General features: G+C 40.6%; 29 protein-coding genes. 2 read left to right on the top strand and 27 right to left on the bottom strand.

Annotation, left to right across the window (positions count from 1 at the left end; translation table 11 throughout):
• Window positions 1-7 precede the first annotated feature (7 nt).
• The 16 genes from rsmB to FN031_RS00210 all read right to left on the bottom strand — a co-directional run bounded on the left by rsmB (window position 8) and on the right by FN031_RS00210 (window position 15046).
• The gene (gene rsmB, locus FN031_RS00290; RefSeq protein ID WP_185928422.1) at window positions 8-1321 is read right to left on the bottom strand and encodes a 16S rRNA (cytosine(967)-C(5))-methyltransferase RsmB; all 1314 of its coding nucleotides are present in this window, start codon (window positions 1319-1321) and stop codon (window positions 8-10) included.
• A complete protein-coding gene (fmt, locus tag FN031_RS00285; protein ID WP_142556614.1) occupies window positions 1314-2249 on the bottom strand; it encodes a methionyl-tRNA formyltransferase in 936 nt (311 codons plus the stop codon). Before fmt ends, rsmB begins: the two co-directional genes overlap by 8 nt.
• 11 nt (window positions 2250-2260) lie before the next feature.
• Entirely contained in the window at window positions 2261-4657 is a 2397-nt protein-coding gene (locus FN031_RS00280; protein WP_142556612.1) for a primosomal protein N', read from the bottom strand.
• Between the two features lie 84 nt (window positions 4658-4741).
• Entirely contained in the window at window positions 4742-5056 is a 315-nt protein-coding gene (gene rpoZ, locus FN031_RS00275; protein ID WP_006153745.1) for a DNA-directed RNA polymerase subunit omega, read from the bottom strand.
• A gap of 24 nt (window positions 5057-5080) precedes the next feature.
• A complete protein-coding gene (gene gmk, locus FN031_RS00270; RefSeq protein ID WP_142556610.1) occupies window positions 5081-5707 on the bottom strand; it encodes a guanylate kinase in 627 nt (208 codons plus the stop codon).
• 136 nt (window positions 5708-5843) lie between these two features.
• On the bottom strand, window positions 5844-7457 hold the full coding sequence (locus tag FN031_RS00265; RefSeq protein WP_075568005.1) for a ribonuclease Y: 1614 nt from the start codon (window positions 7455-7457) through the stop codon (window positions 5844-5846).
• 210 nt (window positions 7458-7667) lie between these two features.
• Complete coding sequence (locus FN031_RS00260) at window positions 7668-8765, bottom strand: nucleotidyltransferase (RefSeq protein WP_142556608.1); 1098 nt, start codon at window positions 8763-8765, stop codon at window positions 7668-7670.
• 9 nt (window positions 8766-8774) lie between these two features.
• Window positions 8775-9515 carry a class I SAM-dependent DNA methyltransferase gene (locus tag FN031_RS00255; RefSeq protein WP_312847903.1) on the bottom strand — a complete coding sequence of 247 codons (741 nt, stop codon included), beginning with the start codon at window positions 9513-9515 and terminating at the stop codon, window positions 8775-8777.
• 206 nt (window positions 9516-9721) lie between these two features.
• Window positions 9722-10075 (bottom strand): ribosome silencing factor, encoded by a 354-nt coding sequence (gene rsfS / locus FN031_RS00245; protein WP_142556604.1) that lies wholly within the window; start codon window positions 10073-10075, stop codon window positions 9722-9724.
• Window positions 10076-10669, bottom strand: coding sequence for a bis(5'-nucleosyl)-tetraphosphatase (symmetrical) YqeK (gene yqeK / locus FN031_RS00240; RefSeq protein WP_142556601.1), 594 nt, complete (start codon window positions 10667-10669; stop codon window positions 10076-10078).
• Entirely contained in the window at window positions 10669-11298 is a 630-nt protein-coding gene (locus FN031_RS00235) for a nicotinate-nucleotide adenylyltransferase (RefSeq protein ID WP_142556599.1), read from the bottom strand. The genes yqeK and FN031_RS00235 overlap by 1 nt, the downstream gene beginning before the upstream one ends.
• A 48-nt stretch (window positions 11299-11346) precedes the next feature.
• On the bottom strand, window positions 11347-11658 hold the full coding sequence (gene yhbY / locus FN031_RS00230) for a ribosome assembly RNA-binding protein YhbY (RefSeq protein ID WP_000060171.1): 312 nt from the start codon (window positions 11656-11658) through the stop codon (window positions 11347-11349).
• 210 nt (window positions 11659-11868) lie between these two features.
• Window positions 11869-12975: a ribosome biogenesis GTPase YqeH gene (gene yqeH / locus FN031_RS00225; protein WP_142556597.1), complete on the bottom strand. Its 1107-nt coding sequence runs from the start codon at window positions 12973-12975 to the stop codon at window positions 11869-11871.
• Between the two features lie 2 nt (window positions 12976-12977).
• The gene (locus FN031_RS00220) at window positions 12978-13505 is read right to left on the bottom strand and encodes a YqeG family HAD IIIA-type phosphatase (protein ID WP_142556595.1); all 528 of its coding nucleotides are present in this window, start codon (window positions 13503-13505) and stop codon (window positions 12978-12980) included.
• 14 nt (window positions 13506-13519) lie between these two features.
• The gene (locus FN031_RS00215) at window positions 13520-14428 is read right to left on the bottom strand and encodes a magnesium transporter CorA family protein (protein WP_142556593.1); all 909 of its coding nucleotides are present in this window, start codon (window positions 14426-14428) and stop codon (window positions 13520-13522) included.
• A gap of 51 nt (window positions 14429-14479) precedes the next feature.
• Window positions 14480-15046 (bottom strand): mechanosensitive ion channel family protein, encoded by a 567-nt coding sequence (locus FN031_RS00210; protein WP_142556591.1) that lies wholly within the window; start codon window positions 15044-15046, stop codon window positions 14480-14482.
• 229 nt (window positions 15047-15275) lie between these two features.
• On the opposite strand from FN031_RS00210, the gene FN031_RS00205 reads away from it, so the two are divergent.
• Window positions 15276-16241 (top strand): aromatic acid exporter family protein, encoded by a 966-nt coding sequence (locus FN031_RS00205; RefSeq protein WP_142556589.1) that lies wholly within the window; start codon window positions 15276-15278, stop codon window positions 16239-16241.
• A gap of 78 nt (window positions 16242-16319) precedes the next feature.
• On the opposite strand, the gene FN031_RS00200 is transcribed toward FN031_RS00205, so the two are convergent.
• Together FN031_RS00200 and typA are read right to left on the bottom strand one after the other, a co-directional pair.
• Complete coding sequence (locus tag FN031_RS00200) at window positions 16320-16565, bottom strand: DUF3165 family protein (RefSeq protein ID WP_142556587.1); 246 nt, start codon at window positions 16563-16565, stop codon at window positions 16320-16322.
• A gap of 19 nt (window positions 16566-16584) precedes the next feature.
• The gene (gene typA / locus FN031_RS00195) at window positions 16585-18426 is read right to left on the bottom strand and encodes a translational GTPase TypA (RefSeq protein WP_142556585.1); all 1842 of its coding nucleotides are present in this window, start codon (window positions 18424-18426) and stop codon (window positions 16585-16587) included.
• A 160-nt stretch (window positions 18427-18586) separates the two neighbouring features.
• Here typA and FN031_RS00190 point away from each other — a divergent pair, with 160 nt between their 5' ends.
• A complete protein-coding gene (locus FN031_RS00190; RefSeq protein WP_142556583.1) occupies window positions 18587-19312 on the top strand; it encodes a 16S rRNA pseudouridine(516) synthase in 726 nt (241 codons plus the stop codon).
• Window positions 19313-19352: 40 nt separating this feature from the next.
• Here the strand turns inward: FN031_RS00190 and FN031_RS00185 are convergent, their stop codons facing one another.
• The 9 genes from FN031_RS00185 to truA all read right to left on the bottom strand — a co-directional run bounded on the left by FN031_RS00185 (window position 19353) and on the right by truA (window position 23475).
• The gene (locus FN031_RS00185; protein WP_142556581.1) at window positions 19353-19586 is read right to left on the bottom strand and encodes a DUF4190 domain-containing protein; all 234 of its coding nucleotides are present in this window, start codon (window positions 19584-19586) and stop codon (window positions 19353-19355) included.
• Window positions 19587-19775: 189 nt separating this feature from the next.
• Window positions 19776-20003 carry a hypothetical protein gene (locus tag FN031_RS00180; protein WP_075568018.1) on the bottom strand — a complete coding sequence of 76 codons (228 nt, stop codon included), beginning with the start codon at window positions 20001-20003 and terminating at the stop codon, window positions 19776-19778.
• A gap of 102 nt (window positions 20004-20105) precedes the next feature.
• Window positions 20106-20357, bottom strand: coding sequence for a hypothetical protein (locus FN031_RS00175; protein WP_142556579.1), 252 nt, complete (start codon window positions 20355-20357; stop codon window positions 20106-20108).
• 179 nt (window positions 20358-20536) lie between these two features.
• Entirely contained in the window at window positions 20537-20770 is a 234-nt protein-coding gene (locus tag FN031_RS00170) for a DUF4190 domain-containing protein (RefSeq protein WP_142556577.1), read from the bottom strand.
• Window positions 20771-20856: 86 nt separating this feature from the next.
• On the bottom strand, window positions 20857-21237 hold the full coding sequence (locus FN031_RS00165; RefSeq protein ID WP_075568021.1) for a rhodanese-like domain-containing protein: 381 nt from the start codon (window positions 21235-21237) through the stop codon (window positions 20857-20859).
• A gap of 5 nt (window positions 21238-21242) precedes the next feature.
• Entirely contained in the window at window positions 21243-21467 is a 225-nt protein-coding gene (locus FN031_RS00160) for a YqgQ family protein (protein WP_185928421.1), read from the bottom strand.
• A 50-nt stretch (window positions 21468-21517) separates the two neighbouring features.
• Window positions 21518-21985: an ECF transporter S component gene (locus tag FN031_RS00155; RefSeq protein WP_142556573.1), complete on the bottom strand. Its 468-nt coding sequence runs from the start codon at window positions 21983-21985 to the stop codon at window positions 21518-21520.
• The gene (locus FN031_RS00150; RefSeq protein ID WP_142556571.1) at window positions 21963-22736 is read right to left on the bottom strand and encodes a bifunctional hydroxymethylpyrimidine kinase/phosphomethylpyrimidine kinase; all 774 of its coding nucleotides are present in this window, start codon (window positions 22734-22736) and stop codon (window positions 21963-21965) included. Before FN031_RS00150 ends, FN031_RS00155 begins: the two co-directional genes overlap by 23 nt.
• Window positions 22726-23475 carry a tRNA pseudouridine(38-40) synthase TruA gene (gene truA, locus FN031_RS00145; protein ID WP_142556569.1) on the bottom strand — a complete coding sequence of 250 codons (750 nt, stop codon included), beginning with the start codon at window positions 23473-23475 and terminating at the stop codon, window positions 22726-22728. The genes FN031_RS00150 and truA overlap by 11 nt, the downstream gene beginning before the upstream one ends.
• Window positions 23476-23522: the final 47 nt, after the last annotated feature.

Here is a 23522-nt window from a genome sequence, read left to right as displayed (position 1 = left end):
TTCCTTCCTAATCAGATATCTTTCGAAATTGGCTGATGAAGAATCCGTCACTACCATACAGTTCTGGAGTAATGAGGATACAACCATCTTTTAAGATATCTTTGCATTCATGTTCTAGTTTAACCTGCTCAAACTCAGGGTGTCTTTCTAAAAATGTCTGAACGACTTGAAAGTTTTCCTCCGAGACTATAGTACAGGTACTATAGGTTATTATACCATCTTTTCGTAGTGTTTGACAAACACTACCTAATATTTCCAACTGAATTTCCTGTAAAGACATGAAATCCGCAGTTTCTTTGTTGTATTTAATATCCGGTTTTCGACGTAAAAGCCCTATTCCAGAGCAAGGAGCATCCACCAAAATCCTATCAAAACAATTTTGACCAAAAAAATCATGAACTTTCCTAGCATCTAGTTTTTCTGTTCGTACGCGATCCGCTACGCCTAAACGCTCTGCATTTTCTTGAATCAAATTGAGTTTATGGTCGTAGAGATCCAATGCAGTCACCTGACCTGTCGTTAGATAAGAGGCTATATGAACTGTTTTACCACCTGGGGCTGCACAGGCATCCAAAACCTTCTCCTCTCCTTGTAGATGAAGAGTTGGTGCAACCAGTTGACTAGATTCGTCCTGAATGGTAATAGCACCCTCTGCAAATAAGTGATGACCAGCAAAATACCCTTGTTCTTTGACCAGACCAGTATTTGATAAGATAGAATCACTTGCACTAAGCAAAGTTTTGATTTCTTCTTTTCGACTCAAATCAGTTACCCGAATACTGGCTTTATTACGCTTTAGTAGACTTTCAAAAATTGCTTGCGATCTCTCTTCGCCATACTCTTCCTTTAGTTTAGAAACTAACCACACTGGCAAAGAGTAGGCGATAGAATCACGCTTATTTTTACGCTTGATACTAGCAATATCTGGCAAACCTTCTCGTAAGATACGGCGAAGGACTGCATTGACCAGTTTTTCGCTACCTTTTTTACGAAGTTTAGCCAGTTCCACCGCTTCATTGACCACTGCATGGTCGGGAAGCTTATCCAAGTATTGGAGTTGATAGACGCTCATGAGAAGCAAAACATAGAGCCAGTTGTCTAGCTTGTCTCTATCCTCAATAAAGTGAGATAAGTACCATTCCAAAGTTAGTTTACGGGCAACAGTCCCGTAAACAAGCTCAGTCACCAAGCCTTTGTCAGCTGCTGACAGTTGACTTCCCTTGAGGTGTTTATTTAAGGCGATATTGGAGTAGGCTTGATTGACAAGGACGTCCTCTAGCACCTTTAAGGCTAAGTTTCTAGCCAGTTCCACTTTAATCACCAAATCGTTCTCCTATTGCCAAAGTTCGTCCCACACCGTTGAGGAAGGAAGCAATGTCCATTTTAGGTTTCCCAGCTGGTTGAACTTGTTTAAGAGACAGGGCTCCTTCTGCTGTCGCGACAATCAATTCTTTCTTACCGATGGAAATAATCTCACCCGGATTTCCCTGACCTTCTACAGGCAGAGCTTCATAGATTTTGAAGCGTTCCCCCTTGAGAAAGGTGTGGGCAACTGGCCAAGGATTCATTCCACGGATTTGGTTGAAAAGTTGACGGTTGGTCTTGTTCCAGTCCAATTTTTCTTCCTCTGGTTTGATATTTGGTGAGAAGGTTACTTGGCTTAGATCTTGCGGTTGAGGCTGAATGTCACCAGCTATATAAGCAGGTAGAGTATCCAAAAGCAAATCACGCCCAACAATGGCCAATTTTTCAAACAAAGTTCCAACATTGTCCTCATCAGTAATGGGAATACTGCGACGAGAAATCATGTCCCCTGCATCCATTTCCTTGACCATTTCCATAATGGTTACTCCTGCTTCTTCATCACCTTGAATCAAGGCATAATGGATAGGAGCCCCACCACGATGTTTAGGAAGGAGGGAAGCATGAACGTTGACTGCAAAATCCATGCTATCAAGGAGTTTACTTGGGAGAAATTGTCCAAAAGCTGCAGTCACAATCCCGTCAGCACCCAAATTTATGATAGCTTCCATTTCTGGACTACCCGACAATTTTTCTGGTTGGTAGATAGGAAGTCCTGCTTCTTTAGCAGCTTGTTTAACTGGGGTTTCTTGGATAACTTTTTTACGGCCGACAGCGCGGTCTGGCTGAGTTACAACCGCTACAATCTCATAGCGGTCATCTGTCAAAAGACCCTTCAAAACGGTCGCTGAAAACTCGGGAGTTCCCATAAAGATTAGTTTTGTCATCTTTTCTCCTTTTATAAAAATTGCTGCGGTTCGTGATCAATACTGAGACGAAGCTCGCTATTTTCCCGTTCTTGAGTTAGAGCCAAGACCTGATTCAGGGTTGAAGCTAACTCATCTTCTAAACGATATTTGATTAAAATCTGATAATGATAGAGGTTGTGAGTGCGAGCGATAGGTTTTGGCGTTGGTCCAAGGATGATACAAGCATCCGATAAACCTGACCGCAAAATTTCCATGACTTCATAAGCACGTTTGACAACCTCTTCTTCCTTCTTGTGAGAGAGGGTAATTCCAATTGTAAAATAATAGGGTGGATAACCTAGCTGACGTCTAATGGCCATTTCATAGGTGTAGAATCCTTCATAATCCTGGTCCTTGGCAAATCGTATAGCATAGTGCTGAGGATTATAGGACTGAATCAAAACCTGTCCAGCCTTCTCCGCCCGACCTGCTCGGCCTGCCACCTGGGTCAATAGTTGGAAGGTTCTCTCTGAAGAACGAAAATCAGGTAGGTTCAAAGCAGTATCCGCATTGAGAACTCCAACCAAGGTCACATTTGGAAAATCCAAACCCTTGGCAATCATCTGGGTTCCTAGCAATATGTCCGCTTCACCATTGCCAAATTGTTCAAGTAAAGCTTGGTGACTGCCTTTTTTACGAGTTGTATCCACATCCATGCGTAGAATGCGTGCCTCTGGAAAGAGTTCCGCTAGCTCATCGTAGGCCTTCTGGGTCCCTGTTCCATAATAGCGAATACTACGACTCTGACAGTTTGGACAGACATGAGGAATTTCCTTAGAAAAACCACAATAATGACAATTCATAGTCTTGGTATCCATGTGCAGGGTAAGAGAAATATCGCAGTTAGGACAGGTATCTACAGCCCCACATTCTCGGCACATGACAAAGCTAGAATAACCACGACGATTGAGCATGAGAACAACCTGCTCTTTTTTATCCAGTCGATCTTGAATTGCCTCAATCAGTGGTGGTGTAAAGTTTGATGTTTCATTCTGGCCGATGTAATCACGGAAATCGATCAGTTGAACCTCAGGAATACTTGCTAAAGGATTGGCCCGTTGTGTCAGACGTAGATGTTGATAAACACCCTTACCAGCACGCGCACGGCTTTCTAGACTTGGTGTTGCAGAACCAAGGACTAGGGCAGCTTGATTGTACTGAGCTCGTAAAAGAGCCACATCTCTAGCATGGTAACGAGGATTGCTGTCTTGCTTATAGCTAGCCTCGTGCTCTTCATCGATAATGATAACACCTAGATTTTTCAAAGGTGCAAAAATAGCAGACCTGGCCCCAACAACTACCTGAGCATCTCCACGCTCCACCTTGCGCCACTCATCATACTTTTCACCGTTGGACAAGCCTGAGTGAAGGATGGCAACTTGCTCACCAAAACGAGCAATAAAGCGCTCGGTCATTTGAGGTGTCAGAGAGATTTCCGGAACTAGAACAATCGCTGTTTTTCCCATATCCAAGGCACCTTGGATAATCTGCAAGTAAACCTCGGTTTTCCCACTTCCAGTGATTCCTTGTAGAAGAAAGGGAGGGTGTTGCTTACCAATCGCGCCAACAACTGCCTCACAGGCTTGTTTTTGTTCTGGGTTTAATTCTAGGGCTTGATTCGACTCGATTCCTTCAAAGTAGGTAGCTGAACGTTGAACTTCCTTCTGAAGAATCGTCAAAGCACCCTGTTCCACAAAGAAGTTAACTTGTTCCCGTGAGTAATGTTCTAACAAAGCAGCCAAAGGAATACTTTCTGGACGTGCTAATAAATAATCACGCAGTTCCAATTTCTTCTTGGCACGGTTTGAGATTTCTATCTGTTCTAATTTGTCAAGATTCACTTGAATCCAAGACTGTGTTTTAACCTTCTTCTGGTCTATAGCCTGATACTCGAGTTTCAAAAGCCCTTTTCGAGTCAATCGCATCATCTCGGCCTGCTTTTTCAAGTCAAGCGATGAAAAGGCTAGAGATTCTTGCGAACCGAATAAGCGTTCCTTTTCCTCCTGACTCAAGCCTTCCAGAGGATAGAGGATTTTATCATAGCTAGAATTCAAAAATCCTGGAAGCATAGCTTTTAGAATAGAAATCTTGTATGAAAAGACTGACTTACGTAATTCTTCAGCTAGCCAGAGTTGTTCCTCCGTTAAGACAGGAGAAAAGTCCAGCACCTCAGCAATTTCTTTCAAGTCCTCATCTGCCACATCTACATCAGATTCTTGTTCCATTCCAAGAACAATTCCCTGAATCAAGCGATTGGCCTTCCCAAAAGGCACATGAACCCGCATACCAACTTCCAGCATATCTACAAATTCCTCAGGGACCTTATAACTGTATGGTTGGTCTGTCTGCATCAAGGGAACATCTACAATGATCTTTGCAATAGCCATATCCTCACCTCCTTCTCTTCTTAAATCGTTTTAATTGATTGAGTATTCTTGCAATAGAAAAAATAAGATTGAGTCCCCCCAACCTTAAATTTTTTCACCTTCTTCTTTTTCTTTAGCGATTTGCTCTTTGATTTTCTTTTCTTCTTCTTCTCTCAAGCGTCTTTCTTCTTCGATACGACGTTGAACAGCTTCACGTTTTCCTTCTGGATCTGGGTGGATGGTTACGTTCCCTGATTCAATTTCTTCCAAGGCACGAAGAGTCGATTTTTCAGACTTAAATTCTTGAGTTGGGGGTGCTCCAGCTTCTAATTCGTGGGCACGTTTTGCTTCCAAAATTACGAGTGAATATTTTGATGGTACCTTGTCAAGCAAGGTATCAATAGAGGGTTTTAACATCATTTACTTGTACCTATTTTCTATAGTTTAGCGAATATTTGGAGACTTGGGTAACATATCCTGGTAGTGACCGATAACCCGATCGACACGGAAATGTTCTGCTTCAATGACACGTTTCACACGCTCGGCAGCAAGAGGAACTTGGTCGTTGACAATAGCATAGTCATACTCACGCATTAAAGCAATTTCTTCCTTAGCTTTTTCAATACGCTGAACAATCACTTCTGCACTATCTGTACCACGACCTACGAGACGGTCTTGCAATTCTTCCAAATCTGGTGGAGTCAAAAAGATAAAGACGGCATCTGGAACTTTTTTCTTGACCTGAAGAGCTCCTTGGACTTCAATCTCAAGGAAAACATCAATTCCTTTATCAAGCGTTTCGTTGACATAAGTTAGGGGAGTTCCATAGTAGTTACCTACATACTCTGCATACTCTAACATCTGTCCTTGACGAATCAACTCTTCAAATTCTTCACGCGTACGGAAGAAATAATCAACACCATCAACTTCTCCAGGCCGTTGTGCCCGTGTCGTCATAGATACTGAATATTGAAATTGATTTTCAGAACTCTCAAAAATTTCTCTTCTAACCGTTCCTTTCCCAACCCCAGAAGGGCCTGAAAAAACGATTAGTAAGCCTCGGTCTGCCATTATATCTCCTTTGGATAGTTTGTGAAATGACCTGAAAACCTGAGCAAGATTATCTGTATAAAGGCATTTCTAGTAACTACAATCTTTCTATCTAGTGTAACAAAAAAGCAGTAATTTTTCAACTGCTCTTTCTTATTTATTTTGCATAATCAACTGCACGAAGTTCACGAATTACGGTTACCTTGATATTTCCTGGGTAATCGAGATTGTTTTCGATTTTCTCACGAACTTTGTGAGCTAAGATTGTGACCTTATCGTCCTTGATTTGGCCTGGATTTACCATGATACGGATTTCACGTCCTGCTTGAAGGGCAAAGCTGTTTTGAACACCTTCAAAGCTATTAGCGATTTCCTCTAAATCATGGAGACGTTTGATGTAGCTTTCAAGCGATTCACTACGAGCTCCTGGACGAGCGGCACTCAAGGCATCCGCTGCAGCAACAAGAACTGCAATAACACTTTCAGGTTCTACATCTCCGTGGTGACTAGCAATGGTATTGATCACAACTGGGTGTTCCTTGTACTTGCGAGCCAACTCCGTACCGATCTCAACGTGGCTGCCTTCTACCTCACGGTCAATGGCTTTACCGATATCGTGAAGGAATCCTGCACGACGAGCGAGAGCCGCATTTTCACCAAGTTCACTAGCCATGATACCAGCCAACTTAGCAACTTCAATCGAGTGACGCAAGACATTTTGACCGTATGAAGTACGGAACTGCAAACGACCCATGATTTTCATCAAGTCTGGGTGAAGGTTCGGTGCCCCAATTTCGTAGGCTGCAGCTTCACCATATTCACGAATCTTATTGTCAATCTCTAGACGATTTTTCTCAACCAACTCTTCGATACGAGCTGGATGGATACGTCCATCCTTAAGTAAGGTTTCCATCGTCATACGGGCAATCTCACGGCGGATAGGATCGAAACCTGACAAGGTTACCACTTCTGGCGTATCATCAATGATGACATCAACCCCTGTCAAACTTTCAAAAGTACGGATGTTACGACCTTCACGACCAATGATACGACCTTTCATAGTATCATCAGGCAGATGAACTGTCGAGTTGGTAGACTCAGCTACATACTCACCAGCAATTCTCTGCATCGCTTGGGACAAGATGTCCTTAGCAAGCTTATCTGAACGTTCCTTAACTTCTTGCTCAGCCTCACGAATGCGACTAGCAATTTCTTTAGTTAAGTTTTCCTCTGTCTGAGCTAAGATAATATCTTTTGCTTCTGTCTGTGTCAGAGAACCGATACGTTCCAATTCAGCTTCTTTTTGTCTTTCGACTTCCTCTAATTGCTCTTCCCGTGCATCAAGGTTTTTTGCTCTATCAGAAATACTTTGTTCTTTTTGTTCAAGAGTTTGTTCTTTGTTCGTTAAATTGTCATCTTTACGGTCAAGACTCGCTGCTCGTTCGGTCAAACGAGTTTCAATTTGTTTGAGTTCTTGACGTTCTGATTTAAATTCAGCGTCCACTTCTTCACGGTATTTTCTGGCTTCCTCTTTGGCCTCCAATAGTGCTTCTTTTTTAAGAGACTTACTTTCACGTTTAGCTTCATTCAATAATAAATCAGCTTCACGCTCAGCTTGTCCACGTAAATTAGTTGCTTCTTGTTCAGCATTTAAAAGCATCAACTCTGCAGCCTCTTGTGATGATTTCATCTTGACTGAGATGCTGATATATCCAATGACTAAACCTATGATGACGGCAAAAACAAGAATCGCAATTGTCATGATTTCCATGTTTTTACCTCAATTTATTTGTTTATCTGAATGACATACATTCTTATACATTCTACCACAAAAAAATATTTTTAACAAACCTTAAATGGAAGATATTTTGGTCATTTTTTTATGGAAAATCCTTTATTTCCTTATTAGAATAGGGCTATTTGAAAAGAAATATTTTTACTTATTTTTTACAAAACAAAAAAAGCCTACCTCTCAGTAGACTTAATTCGATTCGATTTTAATTGGCACTCGGCCAAAATTTTGCTCTGCTATGCTTGGTTGTCCTAGTTGATAAATCTGGTCTGCCTTTTGGGTCATGGCGTCCCAGGGCTCTTTGCCAATTCGGCTAACTAACTGGACTTGATCTTTCAAATCTTTAAGGTGTTGTCTACCTTTTTCGGTAAAACCTAGGACATGAATGGCTTCTGGCAAGTCACTTTCTCTAGCCTGCACCAAGATATAGGTCAAGAGGCGTCGCACACGCGCCTTGGTGTAGCGTTTGGTAGCCACTAACTCAACCAATTCCTCAATAGATTTTGCTATTTTGATGGCTTCCTTGATGCGCACTGCCATTTCCTGATTGACCTGATAAATAGTACTTAAATCTGGATTTGACAAGATTTGATAGCGTAAAAGTGGAAAATAATCTTCCCAACTCACCTTACTAGCATTTTCAAACAGCTCAATAGTTGGCATAAAGCGTTCTAAGAAATCTGAGTCTGTTTGGTGCTGACGGATAGCTGTCGCCGAAGCAAAGTCCACATCCTTGTCCACAGAATGATATCCAGCTCCCTGGCGCTTGATTGGATGAAGTTTGATATCTCTTCCAGCAACTGCCTTGGCGTAGGCAAGAGCTAAGACATGATTGGGCGTATCACCCGAAAAATCAAGACTTGCAAATTCCTTCCACATAGCTTGCGTTTTCTGAGGGTAGGAGAGGGAATCAGGTAGATTGTCCACAAAATTCTCCATCTCTTGACCACGTTCTGCATATAAATCAGCAATTTTCTGGTAATCTAGAACTTCTTCTGTCCCAAAAGCTAGGCTATCAATCCCTAACTGTGCCAATAAATTTACTGCTCCTTGTCCAAAGAAATCCGCTGCCTGAACACTGACTAAAAAGGGTAATTCTACAACTAAGTCCGCTCCATTCTCTAGTGCCATTTGAGCCCTTGTCCACTTGTCAACGATAGCCGGCTCGCCACGCTGCATGAAATTTCCAGACATGGCAACGATCTTCAGGCCTTCCGCCTGTTCTAGCAGGTATTTGTGGCCATTATGAAAGGGATTGAACTCCGCGATAATACCAGTGATGGTCATGATATTCTCCTACTTCTGCGCTATAAAAAACCAACGGGTGCTGGTTTCTGTCGGTTCCTTATCCTCAAAGTCCGCAAAGAGTTTGAAGGATTTAAAACCAGCCTGTTCCAGCAAAATATCATAGGTCAAGACTTCGTAAGTCCGTTCTTCATGCACCTCATCATGACGGCTAAAGGACCCGTCTGCTTCCTTGATAAAGAAAGTCAGTTCATGCACGATAGAATGAGGAGCTTCGTCCTCATAGGTATCCCAAAGCATGGCAAAGTCTTCTGCATTTTCATGGTAAGAATAGCCTGGAAAAACTTCGTCAGTCTGGTAGGTCGAATGCACATCAAAGATAAAAACACCATCTTCATTGAGGGCATTATAGACTTCTTTAAAAACATCCCCTACTTCTACTTCATCCTGCATGTAGCAAATAGAGTCCGAATAACAAGTGACAAAGTCATAAGTTCCTGCCTTGGACAAATCCAGCATATTGCCTTCAATAAAATCAATCTTTTGCTTGGCTGAAGCAGCTCTCTTTTCGGCAATCTTCAACATATCCGCGCTTAAATCAAGCCCAGTCACATCAAAGCCTGCTTGAGAAAAGCGAACGGACTGGATGCCTGTACCACAAGCCAGCTCCAAGAGTTTCTTTCTCTCCTTAGTCTTAGGCAAATGACGCAGGGAAAAATCCGTCCATTTATCGTATAAACTATCGTCCATCACAGCATCGTAAACAGCCGCAAAGGTTTCATAAGTTGCCATAATTAAGATACAAAGAGTGTTAAAAGCAAAGAGAAAATAGGAAACTTTCTGCCGTATCATCAGATAAAAAGAAAGTTACTCTTTTTCTCACAGCTTTTAGCTCGTGTTCAGTTTCAACATCAACCAAACACGACACCCTTACCTTTCTAACAATTTTCTTCTGAAATAAGCAAAGAAACCCAGTTGACTGCAACTGAGTTCATCTCCTACGCTAAGGCTTCTGAGAGATCTACAGAATTTGCCTCATGCCATAGTTTTTCTAGGTTATAGTGGGCACGCATTTCTTCTGAGAAGATATGCACAACGACTCCATCGAGGTCTAGCAAGACCCAGCCTCCAGCTGCATCGCCTTCGACATGACTACCTTTAAAGCCAGCTTCAGCTACTTTTTCACGGATATTCTCAGCGATAGCATCCAATTGACGACTATTCATAGAGCTAGTAATCACAAAGTAGTCTGTCACACTGGTCAATTCTTGTACATCAAGTGCGAGGATATCCTCCGCACGTTTCTCATCAGCCGCTTTCACGACCAGTTCTAATAATTCTTTTTCGTTCATTTAATCCTCTTTCAAATAGTGCACATAGGCGTTATAGGTTTCAAGGGTTTGGGGATAGATAGGAAATCCCTGGTGAGCCAAATGCTCCACGGTACGAGCTGTTTCGTAGGCCACCGCCTTATTGAGTGACAAACTTGCAATCTCACGCGCCTGATCTACACCTGGAAAGGCACGATTATGCTCGATATAGTCTGCGACGTAGATGACCTTATCTAGGTCGGTCATCTGATTAGCCCCGACTGTATGGATTTCAATAGCTCGTAGGATTTCAGCATTTTGCAAATCCAAATCTTCCTGAATCTTGTAAATTCCTACCATCCCATGCCAGACATTATTACCCCAATTTTTGAGGTCAGGGTCTAGCTGATAACGATCAATCAAGTCTAGGAATTCCTGATCAGACAGTTTTTTAGCATAGTCATGAAGGAGACCTGCCAAACCAGCCTTTTCAACATCTACACCAAAGCGCTGAGCTAATTCTATGGCTGCACGCTCTACACCCAGACAATGGGTTAGACGTTTTTCAGGTAGGAGCTCTGCCATTTTTTTCAACAATTCCTCGCGGGAACAGTTGATGTAGTCTTGATATGCCATCAGTAAAGCCCTTCTTTCTCAATATAGTCTAGCACTAGTTTTGGCAAGAGAAAGTTAGGTGTGCGACCTTGGGCGATGAAATCACGTACCATACTGGATGAAATATCCATAAGAGGCACATCCACCCAGATGACTGGATAAGAAGTCCCAGCCTTGTAGCGTGGTCGTTGAACCCCTACAAACTGAACGAGCTCCACCAGTTCATCAATTCTATACCACTTAGGTAAATAGTCTACCATGTCGGCACCTATGATAAAGTAATAATCTGTATCTGGATTCTTCTCTGTCAGAATCTTCATGGTGTCGTAGGTGTAGGAAATGCCCCTGCGCTCTAGCTCGATTGTCTCAATAGCTAGTCCTTCAATCCCGTCAATCGCCAATTCAAGCATTTTAAGACGGTGATGTTCAGGAATGGTTTCCTTTTTGTCTACGTGAGGTGGCTGGTATTCAGGCATCAGCAACACTTGATCCAATCCCAACTGCTGACGCACTTGGTCTGCCACGATCAGGTGGGCATTGTGAACAGGGTTAAAATTCCCCCCTAAGATTCCAACTTGCTTGCGTTTTTTATCCTTGATTTCTGGCTCTAACTCCACTTTTGTAAAGGGAGTTAATAATTCGATTGCCATAGGTTAATCTCCTTTACTTTTCTGTAAAAACAGTTTTGGAGTAGCGTTTTAGATTTCTTTGACTTTTTTAGAAATCTTACGATTTTCTTTCTTGCTTGATTGTTTATACAAAATCAAGATACGTCCGATTTTTTGGACTGTATCCACACCGATTTCTTCTTCCAAGATTTCAGCTACTTCGTGGATGTTTTCATCTGTATTTTGCAAGAGAGTAACCTTTATCAATTCACGGGCATCCAGTGCCTGACGAACGCTGGTTTTGATTTGGTCGTTAAGTCCATTTTTCCCGATTTGGATGATGGGTTTGAGGGTGTGTGCCTGGCTGTTGAGGAAGGCACGTTGTTTTGATGTTAATGACATATTCTTTCTTCCTTTTTTGATAGTTATTTTAGGTGCTAGGGGACGGTCGGAACTAATTTTCCAAAGATTTCATCTTTGAAAAATGGATTTCCTGACCTCACAATTGAGCCTAGGTCTCAATTGTGCCTCTTGCCAATCTAAAGATTGGCAAGACACCACGGCAATAACTATCTTTTTATGAGCTCACTTTGTTCGCTCAGTGATTTTATTTTAAATAATTGCTTTTCTTGTGACGACTGCGACGCCTTCCGGGGCCCAGACTGCTACTTTGGCAGTTCCTGTTACACGGATCCAGCCTAGTCCTGAAATAACTAAGTCTGTCTTATCCTTGATAGTAAAGACATGTTGGACCAGTTTTGGAAACTCTTCTTTTTCCTTGTTATTTGGTGGTGTAAGAAGGGTTCCAAGGTGCTTGTCGTAAAAGTCACTAGCTCCTTCAAGCTTGGTACGATGAAGTTTGAGTTCATTATCAAAGAAAGCTGTGAAACCTTGCTTTTCTCCTGCGATGAAGTCAAAGCGTCCTAAACCTCCTAAAAAGAGAGTTTGCTCAGGATTGAGCTGGTAGGTTTTAGGTTTGATTTCCTTTTTAGGACTGACATACTTGAGATTTTTAGCCGTCAAGTAGTGGGCCATCTGATGACGATGGATAATTCCCGGTGTATCATAGATATAAGAACCATCATCAAGCGGGATCTCAATCTTATCTAAGGTTGTCCCTGGGAAACGTGATGTTGTAATGACGTTCTGGTCACCCGTAATTTCCTGGATAATTGCGTTGATAAGAGTTGATTTCCCAACATTGGTAACCCCAACCACATAGACGTCACGACCCTTACGGTAGAGCTCAATTTTATCAATGACTTCCTTGATAGCATACTTGTTTTGAGCTGAAGTCAGAACGACGTCAACAGGACGTAGACCTTCTTCGTGGGCACGTTCCATAAGCCATTGACTAATCTTACCTGGCTTAACAGACTTAGGAAGGATATCTTTCTTATTTCCAACCAAGAGAACATCATTGCCTGATACAAAACGAGGCAAGCCTGGGATAACAGAGCCATTAAAGTCAAAGATATCAATCACATTGACCACCAAGGCATCACTGTCTCCCACCTCGTGCAAGAGTTTTAGGAAATCATCATCCGTCAGTTGCACATCCGTGATTTCATTGTAATGACGAAGACGAAAACAACGTTGGCAATAAACTTCACCAGTCTCCAAACCTTTTTCGAGTGCTGACTGAGGCGTAAACCCTAGACCAGTCTTATCTGTCGTCTGAATGGTTGCTCCACAACCAATACAGAGAATTTCTTCCATAGTTAGATTCCTTTTTTATATGTGATAGGCCCGTACTTTTCAGTGATTTGTTTTATGACACGACGCTCACGAGCGCGGTTAATCTGTGTTTTGATAGAGTCGTGCTGAACTAAGGGCTTGACCAAAATCGAACGAATCCCAGCACGGTGAGCCGCTCGAATATCCGTCATGAGCTGATCCCCAACCATGACCACTTCGTTTTTATCATAGTGGAATTCCTTCATGGCGCGGTCAATCCCGAAAGTAAAGGGCTTCAAAGCCCAATAAACATAGTCAATCCCAAATTTTTCAACCGCACGTTGAACTCGTTCTTTAGAGTTGTTAGACACTACGATAATGCGAATACCAGCATCACGAAGGTCATGTAACCACTGCTTCATTTCTGGAGTCCCATCAGGGTTATTCCAAGCAATCAGAGTGTTGTCTAAATCCACCAAAACAGCTTTGATCCCTTGGTTTTTCAGGCTTTGGACTGTCAAATCATAAACTGCTTCTACAGCAAAGTCTGGCATGTAGTTTTCAATAGCCATTTTGACTCCTTTTCTTAACTTATTTTTGCAATTTTTTTGAGAAAATGGGATAGAACAAGCCACAGGACAGCACTAGCCAAAGTGATATAAATCCATGCATGCTTATTCTCCATAAATGGAAGAGGAACATTCATCCCGAAAAATCCTGTGATAACCGCAAGCACGGCCAATAAAACTGAAATGATGGTCAAGGTTGTCAAGTTATCATTCAGGTTATTGTTTAGAATGTTGTTGTAAGACCCTGACAGTTGTTGAAGAACTTGAGAAATCAAATCTGTCATAGATACCAACTGATGAGCCTCAATCATGGCATCATCAAACTGCTCTTTTTCAATTTCGTCCAAACGACGATAGAGGGCATGCCCTTGGATATGTTCCAGTAAGATACGGTTTTGTTTGGCAGCTGCCGTTAGATAAACCATACCTGTCTCCAAGTCGGAAAGAGCAAAGAGATTTTTCTTGGTTGTTCTCTGACGAAGTAAGCTGTTGACTTCATCTTTACTCTTATCCATCTTTTCAATGATTGGATAATAGGCGTTACTAATGATTTCTAGACTAGCAAAAAGAAATTTGTAAATAGAAAGCGACTCATGGCTATCCAGATAAGCTAACATCTGATCAATGACATAAGCATTCTTATGGTTGCTGATGGTAATCATTCGTTTGTTTTCAACGATAAAGGTCATAGGAATTGCTTCATAGTACTCCTTGTCCTTTTCTAAGTCCAGAACATTGTAGATAAAGGTCACTGTGCCATTCTCACGGTTGTAATCCATATGGGCACGTTCATTTTTATCCAGCGCATATTCGATGGTTTCCTTATCCAATCCGTAGATTTCAGATAAATCTTCAAGATTTTTAATTTTTTCTACATCTAGATTGATCCAAACACAACCATTTCCTAATTGCTCATCTAAAAACATCGTTTCTCCTTTACCAAACTCTTTCTATTGTACCATAAAAGAGGTAAAATTTCAGTTCTCTTCTTTCCTTGAAAAATTGCTGACAACCGTGATACTTCTATTGGGAACAAAGTGAAGGACTTCATCCTCACTGCGCAGTTGAGTCGTACGAATACCAACACTCACAACCTTACCAGAGATTGTAATCGGACCATTCGTAAACTCAACTTGATCTCCAACATCTAACTGGCGCTCAAAGAGGATGAAAAAGCCATTGACCACATCTGACAAGAAGCCTTGAGCACCCATCCCGATTGCCACCCCAGCAATCCCAGCACCTGCCAGAAGACTTGATACAGGTAAGCCTAGAGTAGACAAAACAAAGTAGAGTAAAAAGAAATAGAGGGTGTAGTTCAAAATATTTTCAATCAATCTAGAAATTGTCTTTTGGCGCGCCTCATCTTTCTGGGAAAATTTTAAGGATGGTTTAATAACTCTTTTCACAACTTGATGGAGAATTATTTTAACGATATAAAAGACAATAAAAAGAAGGACTAGAGAGACTGATTTTGAAAATAACTCTTCTAGAATACTGCTGATATTTAACTTATCGATATAATTTTGAATAAATGTTGGCATAGTAAGCTCCTTTCCTAACATTATACCATAAAACGATATCTGAACCAGTTTGGTAAATATTCATTCTGCCTATACTATTATTAGATTCACTTGATTTCAAAACATATTTATACTATAATCAAACCACTGCATGGAGAACAAATTATTTTCTCAATAACTCTCTTGAAATAGACCTTTCTACCTCACCTACTACTAAAACTTTAAAGAATTTATCTCAAGGAAATATTCTATGTCTATCACTCAACGTACTTTAAAACTTGTTTTGGCAACCTGCTTTGCCTGTTTTCTAGCTTACTTTTTTGAACTATCCTCAGCTGTTTCAGCTGGAATCATTGCTATTTTGAGTCTCTCTGATACACGAAGAAGCACCATAAAATTAGCCCGCAATAGACTTTTCTCAACCTTGCTTGCTCTGACAATCGGTGTTATTGCCTTTCAACTAACTGGTTATCATATTTGGAGCTTCGGACTTTATCTTGCTGTATATGTGCCTCTTGCCTATAAATTTGGCTGGGAAATCGGCATAACGCCTAGTAGCGTCCTAGTTAGTCACCTTTTAGTCCAGCAATCCACTTCTCCTGAGCTGTTGTTGAACGAAATGCTACTTTTCCTCATCGGTACCAGTTTTGCTCTTCTAGTCAATCTCTATATGCCTTCACGTCAACAAGAGATTCAGCTTTATCATAGTCTTGTAGAAGAAAAATTAAGAGACGTTTTTCTACGCCTAGCCTATTATCTAAAAAAAGGAGATGGACGCAATCAAGCTCAACTAGTCAATGAACTTGACCAACTATTGGAGGAAGCCCTCAAACTAGTCTATCTGGACCATTCTGATCATCTCTTTCGTCAAACAGACTACCATATCCACTACTTTGAAATGCGCCAAAGACAAACCCGCATTTTAAGAAATATGGCCGAGCAGATTAACACCTGCCAACTAGCCGCTAGTGAGAGTCTAATTGTCGCTCAGCTCTTTTCAAAAACAGCTAGCCAACTGAGTCAAACCAATCCAGCCTATAACTTGTTGGAAGACATCGAGAAATACCTGCAGGTATTTCGCAATCGTTCTCTCCCTAAAACAAGAGAAGAGTTTGAGACACGAGCTACACTATTACAACTCTTTCGCGAATTAGAACACTTTATTCAAATAAAAGTAGATTTCTACCAACGTTACTCTAAAAATGCAACAGAGTGATTTAAGACAAAAAACACCTTTCAGACTGCAGAAAATTGCAATCCGGAAGGTGTTTTTGTTTATGAATATTTTAAGCCTTTATTTCTTTCCTTCAGACATGAGATGAATATCTTTCAAGCTAAAGTATGCCAAAGCTATCATTGCTATTGCAACGAAAAATTCTGCTGGTAGCTGGAAGATTTGGAAAGCCGACATCATCACTAAAATCAAGAGAGCAACCAGACCAAAGACTAATATTACAACATTGACTGTTCCCTTAATACTTTTTGGAGTCGCAAAAATATAAAGTAAGAGTAATAAAATCCCTATGATTAAGTAGACCATCTTTATCTCTTTCTAGCCTTTATTCAGCTGATTTTTTCTTTTTATTTGCTTTCTCACGCTCTGCCTTGTTAAGGATTTGCTTACGTAAACGGATTGATTCAGGCGTTACTTCCATGTATTCATCGTCATTCAAGAACTCAAGTGATTCTTCAAGTGTCAAGATACGAGGAGTCTTGATAACTGCTGTTTGATCCTTAGTAGCAGAACGAACGTTAGTCATTTGTTTTGCCTTAGTAATGTTAACGGTCAAGTCATTCTCACGAGAGTTTTCACCGATGATCATGCCTTCGTAAACTTCAGTACCTGGGTTGACAAAGATCGTACCACGTTCTTCGATAGACATGATAGCGTATGTTGTTGCCTTACCAGCATCGATAGAAACGAGGGCACCACGGTGACGTCCACCGATTTCACCTGGAATCACTGGTAAGTATTGGTCAAAAGTATGGTTCATGATTCCGTATCCACGAGTCATTGACAAGAACTCAGTTGAGTATCCAATCAAACCACGCGCAGGAACTAGGAAGACCAAACGAGTTTGACCGTTTCCAGTTGCAATCATATCCAACATTTCACCCTTACGCTCAGAAAGACTTTGGATAACGGAACCTTGGTATTCTTCTGGTGTGTCGATTTGCACGCGCTCAAATGGCTCACACTTCACTCCATCAATTTCTTTGATGATAACTTCTGGACGAGACACTTGAAGTTCATAACCTTCACGACGCATGGTTTCAATCAAGATTGACAAGTGCAACTCTCCACGTCCTGAAACAGTCCATTTATCTGGTGAATCTGTTGGCTCAACACGAAGAGATACGTCTGTTTGCAACTCAGCTTGCAAGCGTTCTTCTACCTTACGAGAAGTTACCCACTTACCTTCACGACCAGCAAATGGTGAGTTATTGACCAAGAAGGTCATTTGAAGAGTTGGCTCATCAATGTGAAGAACTGGCAATGCCTCAACTGCATCTGTAGGAGTGATGGTTTCCCCAACGAAGATATCTTCCATACCTGATACGGCAATCAAGTCACCAGCCTTGGCTTCTTGGATTTCACGGCGTTCCAAACCAAAGAAACCAAAGAGTTTCGTCACACGGAAGTTCTTGGTTGTACCATCCAATTTAGAAAGGGTAACTTGGTCTCCAACCTTAACAGTACCACGGAAAACACGTCCGATACCGATACGACCAACGAAGTCATTGTAGTCAAGAAGAGATACTTGGAATTGAAGTGGCTCATCTGAGTTATCGATTGGAGCTGGAATGTGGTCAATAATGGTATCAAAGATTGGCGCCATAGTCTTTTCTTGGTCGGCTGGATCATCTGACAATGAAGATGTTCCGTTGATCGCTGATGCATAAACGACTGGGAAGTCAAGCTGGTCATCATCCGCACCAAGCTCGATGAAAAGTTCCAAGACTTCATCCACTACTTCTGCTGGACGAGCTGATGGTTTGTCGATTTTATTGATAACGACGATTGGGACAAGGTCTTGTTCCAAAGCTTTTTTCAATACGAAACGAGTTTGGGGCATAGTACCTTCATAAGAGTCTACGACCAAGACTACACCGTCAACCATTTTCATGATACGTTCAACTTCTCCACCGAAGTCCGCGTGTCCTGGTGTGTCCATGATATTGATACGAGTTCCGTTATAAGCTACGGCAGTGTTTTTCGCAAGAATCGTAATTCCACGCTCTTTTTCAATATCGTTTGAGTCCATTGCACGTTCAGCTAATTCTGTACGTGCATCAAGTGTTGATGATTGTTTCAACAATTCATCAACGAGGGTTGTTTTTCCGTGGTCAACGTGGGCAATAATGGCTACGTTGCGGATATCTTCTCTTAATTTTGTCATGATTTCCTCTGTTATATTCAAAAATTTATTTTCTAACTGAACGATTATACCACAATTTTAGGTAAATGACTTAACTCAAGTAAGTGTAAATGTTTTCAAAAACTTTTCTTCCCATACCTTTTCTTTTCAAAAATAGCATCTTGTGATAAGATAGGCTGGTATGCGTTTAGATAAATTATTAGCCCAGGAAAAAATCAGTCGGAAAACCATGAAACAAGCTCTCCTGAAAAAAGAAATTTTAGTAGATGGACAAGCGGCTTCTTCCCTTTCACAGAATATCGATACAGGCTTGCAAGAGCTGATTTGCCAGGGAAGAAAAATCCAAGGGTATGACCACACCTACCTCATGCTCCATAAACCAAATGGTGTCGTGACAGCAAGCAAGGACAAGGAACTACCAACGGTCATGGATCTACTGCCTAAGCATCTCCAGTCAGAGCAACTCTATGCAATTGGTCGACTGGATCGAGATACAACAGGACTTCTCCTCTTAACAAACAATGGCCCTCTGGGTTTTCAACTTCTCCACCCTCAATATCATGTCGATAAAACTTATCAAGTTGAGGTGAACGGCTTGCTCACACCAGATCACAACCAGCAGTTCAAAAACGGGATTGTCTTTCTTGATGGAACTATTTGTAAACCTGCTCAGCTTGAGATTCTATCTTCAAGTTCTAGTCTCAGCCGAGCCACCATCACCATCTCTGAAGGGAAATTTCATCAGGTCAAAAAAATGTTCCTCTCAGTTGGTGTCAAGGTCACTGCCATCAAACGAGTTCAGTTCGGGGATTTTACATTAGATTCAGAGTTAGCAGAAGGTCAATACCGACCCTTGAATCAAGAGGAATTGAAAATCATTAAAAACTACTTAGAGAAAAGTGAATAAAATAAAAAAGCTTTAAAACTAAAGCTTTTTAAAATCTTCTTTAGCGTATGAATAGCATGACACCTAAAATAAAGTGAAGAACAGAAATTACAATACCTACTATATTGAGAGTTCGTTCTTTTTTATAGTCTAGTTCAGGTTCTTTTTGAAGTGAGATAGCCAAGACTAGACCAACGATACCCAAAAACAGGCCTACGAATGGATTTAGTAATCCGAGGACAATAGATAGGATACCTGAAATGAGTGAGTGTTTTTTCTTTTGCTGCGCATTCATTATATAAAAACTCCTTAATTTTGATACTCATTAATAATACCATTAAAATTGGATTTATTCATTTGGTAGCATTTTTGTACTATGTTAACCAATTTTTTGAAACAAGAAGAACTAGAAATGATTAAAATCCACTTAACGAAAAGTAGATAAAACAAAAAAGCTTTAAAACTAAAGCCTTTTTTAGATTCTTTAACTCATATTTAAAAAAATTCCAATAATCCAGTTAAGTGCAGAAAGAACAATACCTACAATCGCTAGAATTCTTTCTGTTTTATAGTCAAGTCCAGATTCTTTTTGACGTGTGTTAGCTTCTATTATAGCGAGAACTCCTAAAACAATACCTACCACTGGAATCACAAGACTAGCTACGATTGATAGGATACCTATATTACGTGCGGTTTTTTTCTTTTCTTGCATGTTTAAAATCTCCTTAAAATTTAATACAAATTCATTATACCATACAAAGCTATTTTGTCCTTGAATAAAATAAAAAAGCTTTAAAACTAAAGCTTTTTTGCTTTAATTAATTCTCGAAAGCTGTGAGATAAGTACGATACAGATAAGTGCAGAAATCACAATCCCTAACACAATCCCTAAAATAGAGAGAATTTTTTCTGTCTTATAGTCTAGTCCAGACTCTTTTTGATGTGAATTAGCCAAGGCCAAACCAAAAATACCAAAAATAATACTTAACACTGGAAATCCAAAGGCAACTATAATAGATATGATACTCAAAACAATTGGCGATTTTTTCTTTTCTTGTGTATTCATATTATAAAAACTCCTTAAATTTATTACAGATTCATTATACCACACAAAGAGATTTTATCTAATGTGCAATAAAAAACCTTTCCCTTGAGCCGGGAAATATTAGAAATGATTGATACCTACTTCGAGAAGATTGGATAAAATAAAAAAGCTTTAAATATAAAGCTTTTTTAAATTCTTACTTAGCTATAAAATAAAGCGATACCCGCAATCCAGTTAAGGACAGAAACTACAATCCCGACAATACTTAGGATTCTTTCTCTTTTAAAGTCTAAACCAGATTCTTTTTGACTTGAATTAGCCATGACTAGTCCAACGATACCTAGAATCAGTCCTACTATTGGAGATAGCAAGCCAAGGACGATAGATAGAATACCTAAAATAAGTGGGTGTTTTTTCTTTTCTTGTGTATCCATATTATAAAACTCCTTAAATTTATTACAAATTAATTATACCATAATACGCTAGCTTTATCTATCATTCGACAGATTTTTACATAAGATTAGCTAGTCTTGACCTTTCCTGTCCAAGAATCCAGTCCATAAGAAAGGATATAAATATCTGAAAAGCCTTGTTTTTTCAAGAAAATTGCTGCATTGGTAACACGTTGCGCACGTTGGTTTTCATAAAGAAGAACAGGCTTATCCTTACGAAGAGCCGCAAGGCTTGTCTTCAATTGATTTGAAGGAATGTTACGAGCACCAAGGATATGTTTTCTATGGAAGTCTGCTGGATCACGCAAGTCAATTAACTGACCTGTACGAATTAAAGACTCAAACTCCGCATTGTCAACAATTTTTGCTGCACGACGAATACGAAGATAATTGTATCCCATCCATACTAACATCGCCACTATAAGTCCCCATAATACCCAAGTTATCATAATACCTAATCTCCATTTTTTTCTAAATAGTCTAATTCTATCTTGTGCTCTCTGCGAAGAACAGCCTCTGCTTCTAAATAATCCAGCTTATCCATCAAGCCAGCATCATAGATTCGAGATAGTTCAATCTTCATTAATTCAATGTCATAAAGACGTTTCCCCATATAGACAAGAATGCCGAACTGTTTGAGAAATTGTTGCACATCGTAGAGTGTTTTCATAGCTTTCATTTTAGCAAAAAATCAGAGTTTTTTCAATAGTAGCCATTGAAGATTGTCTTTTACTGTTTGCGAATCTTAGTAATACTTTGGCAGAGAAGGAATCCGACAAGCATTCCAACAAAATTCTGAACCAGATTGTGAGGAACATCAGCCAAAGCTTGACCCCAACCTTTCATCCAAGCAGTCGCAAAGGCATAACCAGCAACCATGACAAGCGATGCCAAGACTAATCCTAACCATTGCCATTTTCCTTTAAATCCGGCAAAATACCCCTGCGAACCATGGAAAATTAAGCTGAAGATCATCCAGTGAGGATAACCTGAAATCAGGTCAATGAGAAAACCTCCTAGACCCCCAACGATGCCTCCTTCACGTCGCCCAAAATAAAAGGCAGTAAAGAAAATTCCAGCATCCAAAAACGTGAGGATTCCCGTAGCAGTTGGGATTTTCACTACATAACCCAAAGCTACGGATAGGGCTGTTAAGATGGATACTAGGGCGATTTTACTGGTTTTTGTTTGCTTCATATTGTCTGACTCCATATTGATCTGCTTGTGCAATGGCACGGTAAACAAAGGCTTTAGAACTCTCAACTGCTGGTAATAGCTCCTCTCCCTTAACTAACTGACTAGCAATGCTAGATGCAAAGGTACATCCTGCACCAGCATTTTGACCGTCTAAGACTGGATTTTCTAAAATGGTAAAGTCTTGACCATCATAAAAGACATCCACAGCCCTATCCTGACTGAGGCGATTCCCACCCTTGATAATGACTGCTGGTGCACCCAAAGCATATAATTTCTTAGCTGCATCCTTCATATCGTCCAAGGTTTCAATCATTTGATCTACCAAAAGTTCTGCCTCTGGAAGATTAGGTGTAATGACAGTCACATAAGGGAAAAAGCGAATCAACTCTTGACAGAGCTCGCTGACAGCAACATCATGCGTTTCCTTACAAACGAGAACTGGATCCAATACCACTGGAACTCCTGTGCGTTCCTTGATAAAGTTAAGAGCTTTCTCAGCAACACCAACAGTCGGTAAGAGACCAATCTTAATCCCTCCAAAGTCTACGCTCTTGAGACTATCCAACTGTTGTTGGAAAATAGTCTCATCTGTTGGGAAGACCTCAAAACCATTTTTCGTCAAAGCAGTTAAACAAGTCATAGCTACAAAACCATGCAAACCATTTAAAGTATAGGTCGCAAGGTCAGCAGCTAGTCCACCACCACTAAAAATATCATTTCCTGAAAGTGCTAAAATACGATTATTCTTCATAACGAATCTCCTTCAAATACAAACCATTGGGTGCTGCAGTTGGACCTGCCAACTGTCTGTCTTTTTTCTCCAAAATTAGGTCAATCTGCTCAATTGGCATACGATTGTTGCCAATTTTTAGCAAGGTCCCAACCATATTTCGAATCTGTTTATAGAGGAAACCATTGCCAGAGAAGGTAAAGGTCAAAAATTGACCGGTCTCGTCAACCCTAAGACTGGCTTCCGTGATCGTTCTTACCTTGTCCTCCACACTGGTTCCGGCAGCAGTAAAACCGGTGAAATCATGGGTTCCTTCTAATTTCTTCACAGCCTTTTGCATGCGTTCCACATCAAGTGGATAGGGATAGGGGGTGGCATAATGACGTCTCATAGGATTTTTAGGACGACCCCTATCCACGATAAACTCGTAGGTCTTGCTGTGCTTGGCATAGCGGCAATGAAAATCATCAGCCACTACCTCAATCAAAATGACATCTATATCTTCAGGACTTTGAGTATCGAGAGCAAAGCGAAGCTTTTCCTCATCCATCTGATAGGGAAGATCAAAGTGGATAACCTGACCTAAGGCATGGACACCGCTATCCGTTCGCCCTGCACCATGGATGGTAATGGCCTGCCCTTTATTTAATTTGGTTAAAGTTTTTTCAATTTCCTCTTGGACACTACGCGCGTGTGGTTGCCGCTGAAAACCAGCAAAGGCGTAGCCATCATAGGAAATGATTGCTTTATATCTAGTCATGTATCTATTTTATCAAGAAAATTTCTCTGCAACAAGTTTGAAAACCA

Source organism: Streptococcus mitis (assembly GCF_902159415.1).
GTDB classification, from domain to species: domain Bacteria; phylum Bacillota; class Bacilli; order Lactobacillales; family Streptococcaceae; genus Streptococcus; species Streptococcus mitis_BG.
Note: the sequence above shows the minus strand (reverse complement) of the source record. Positions and strands in the feature narration are given on the sequence as shown.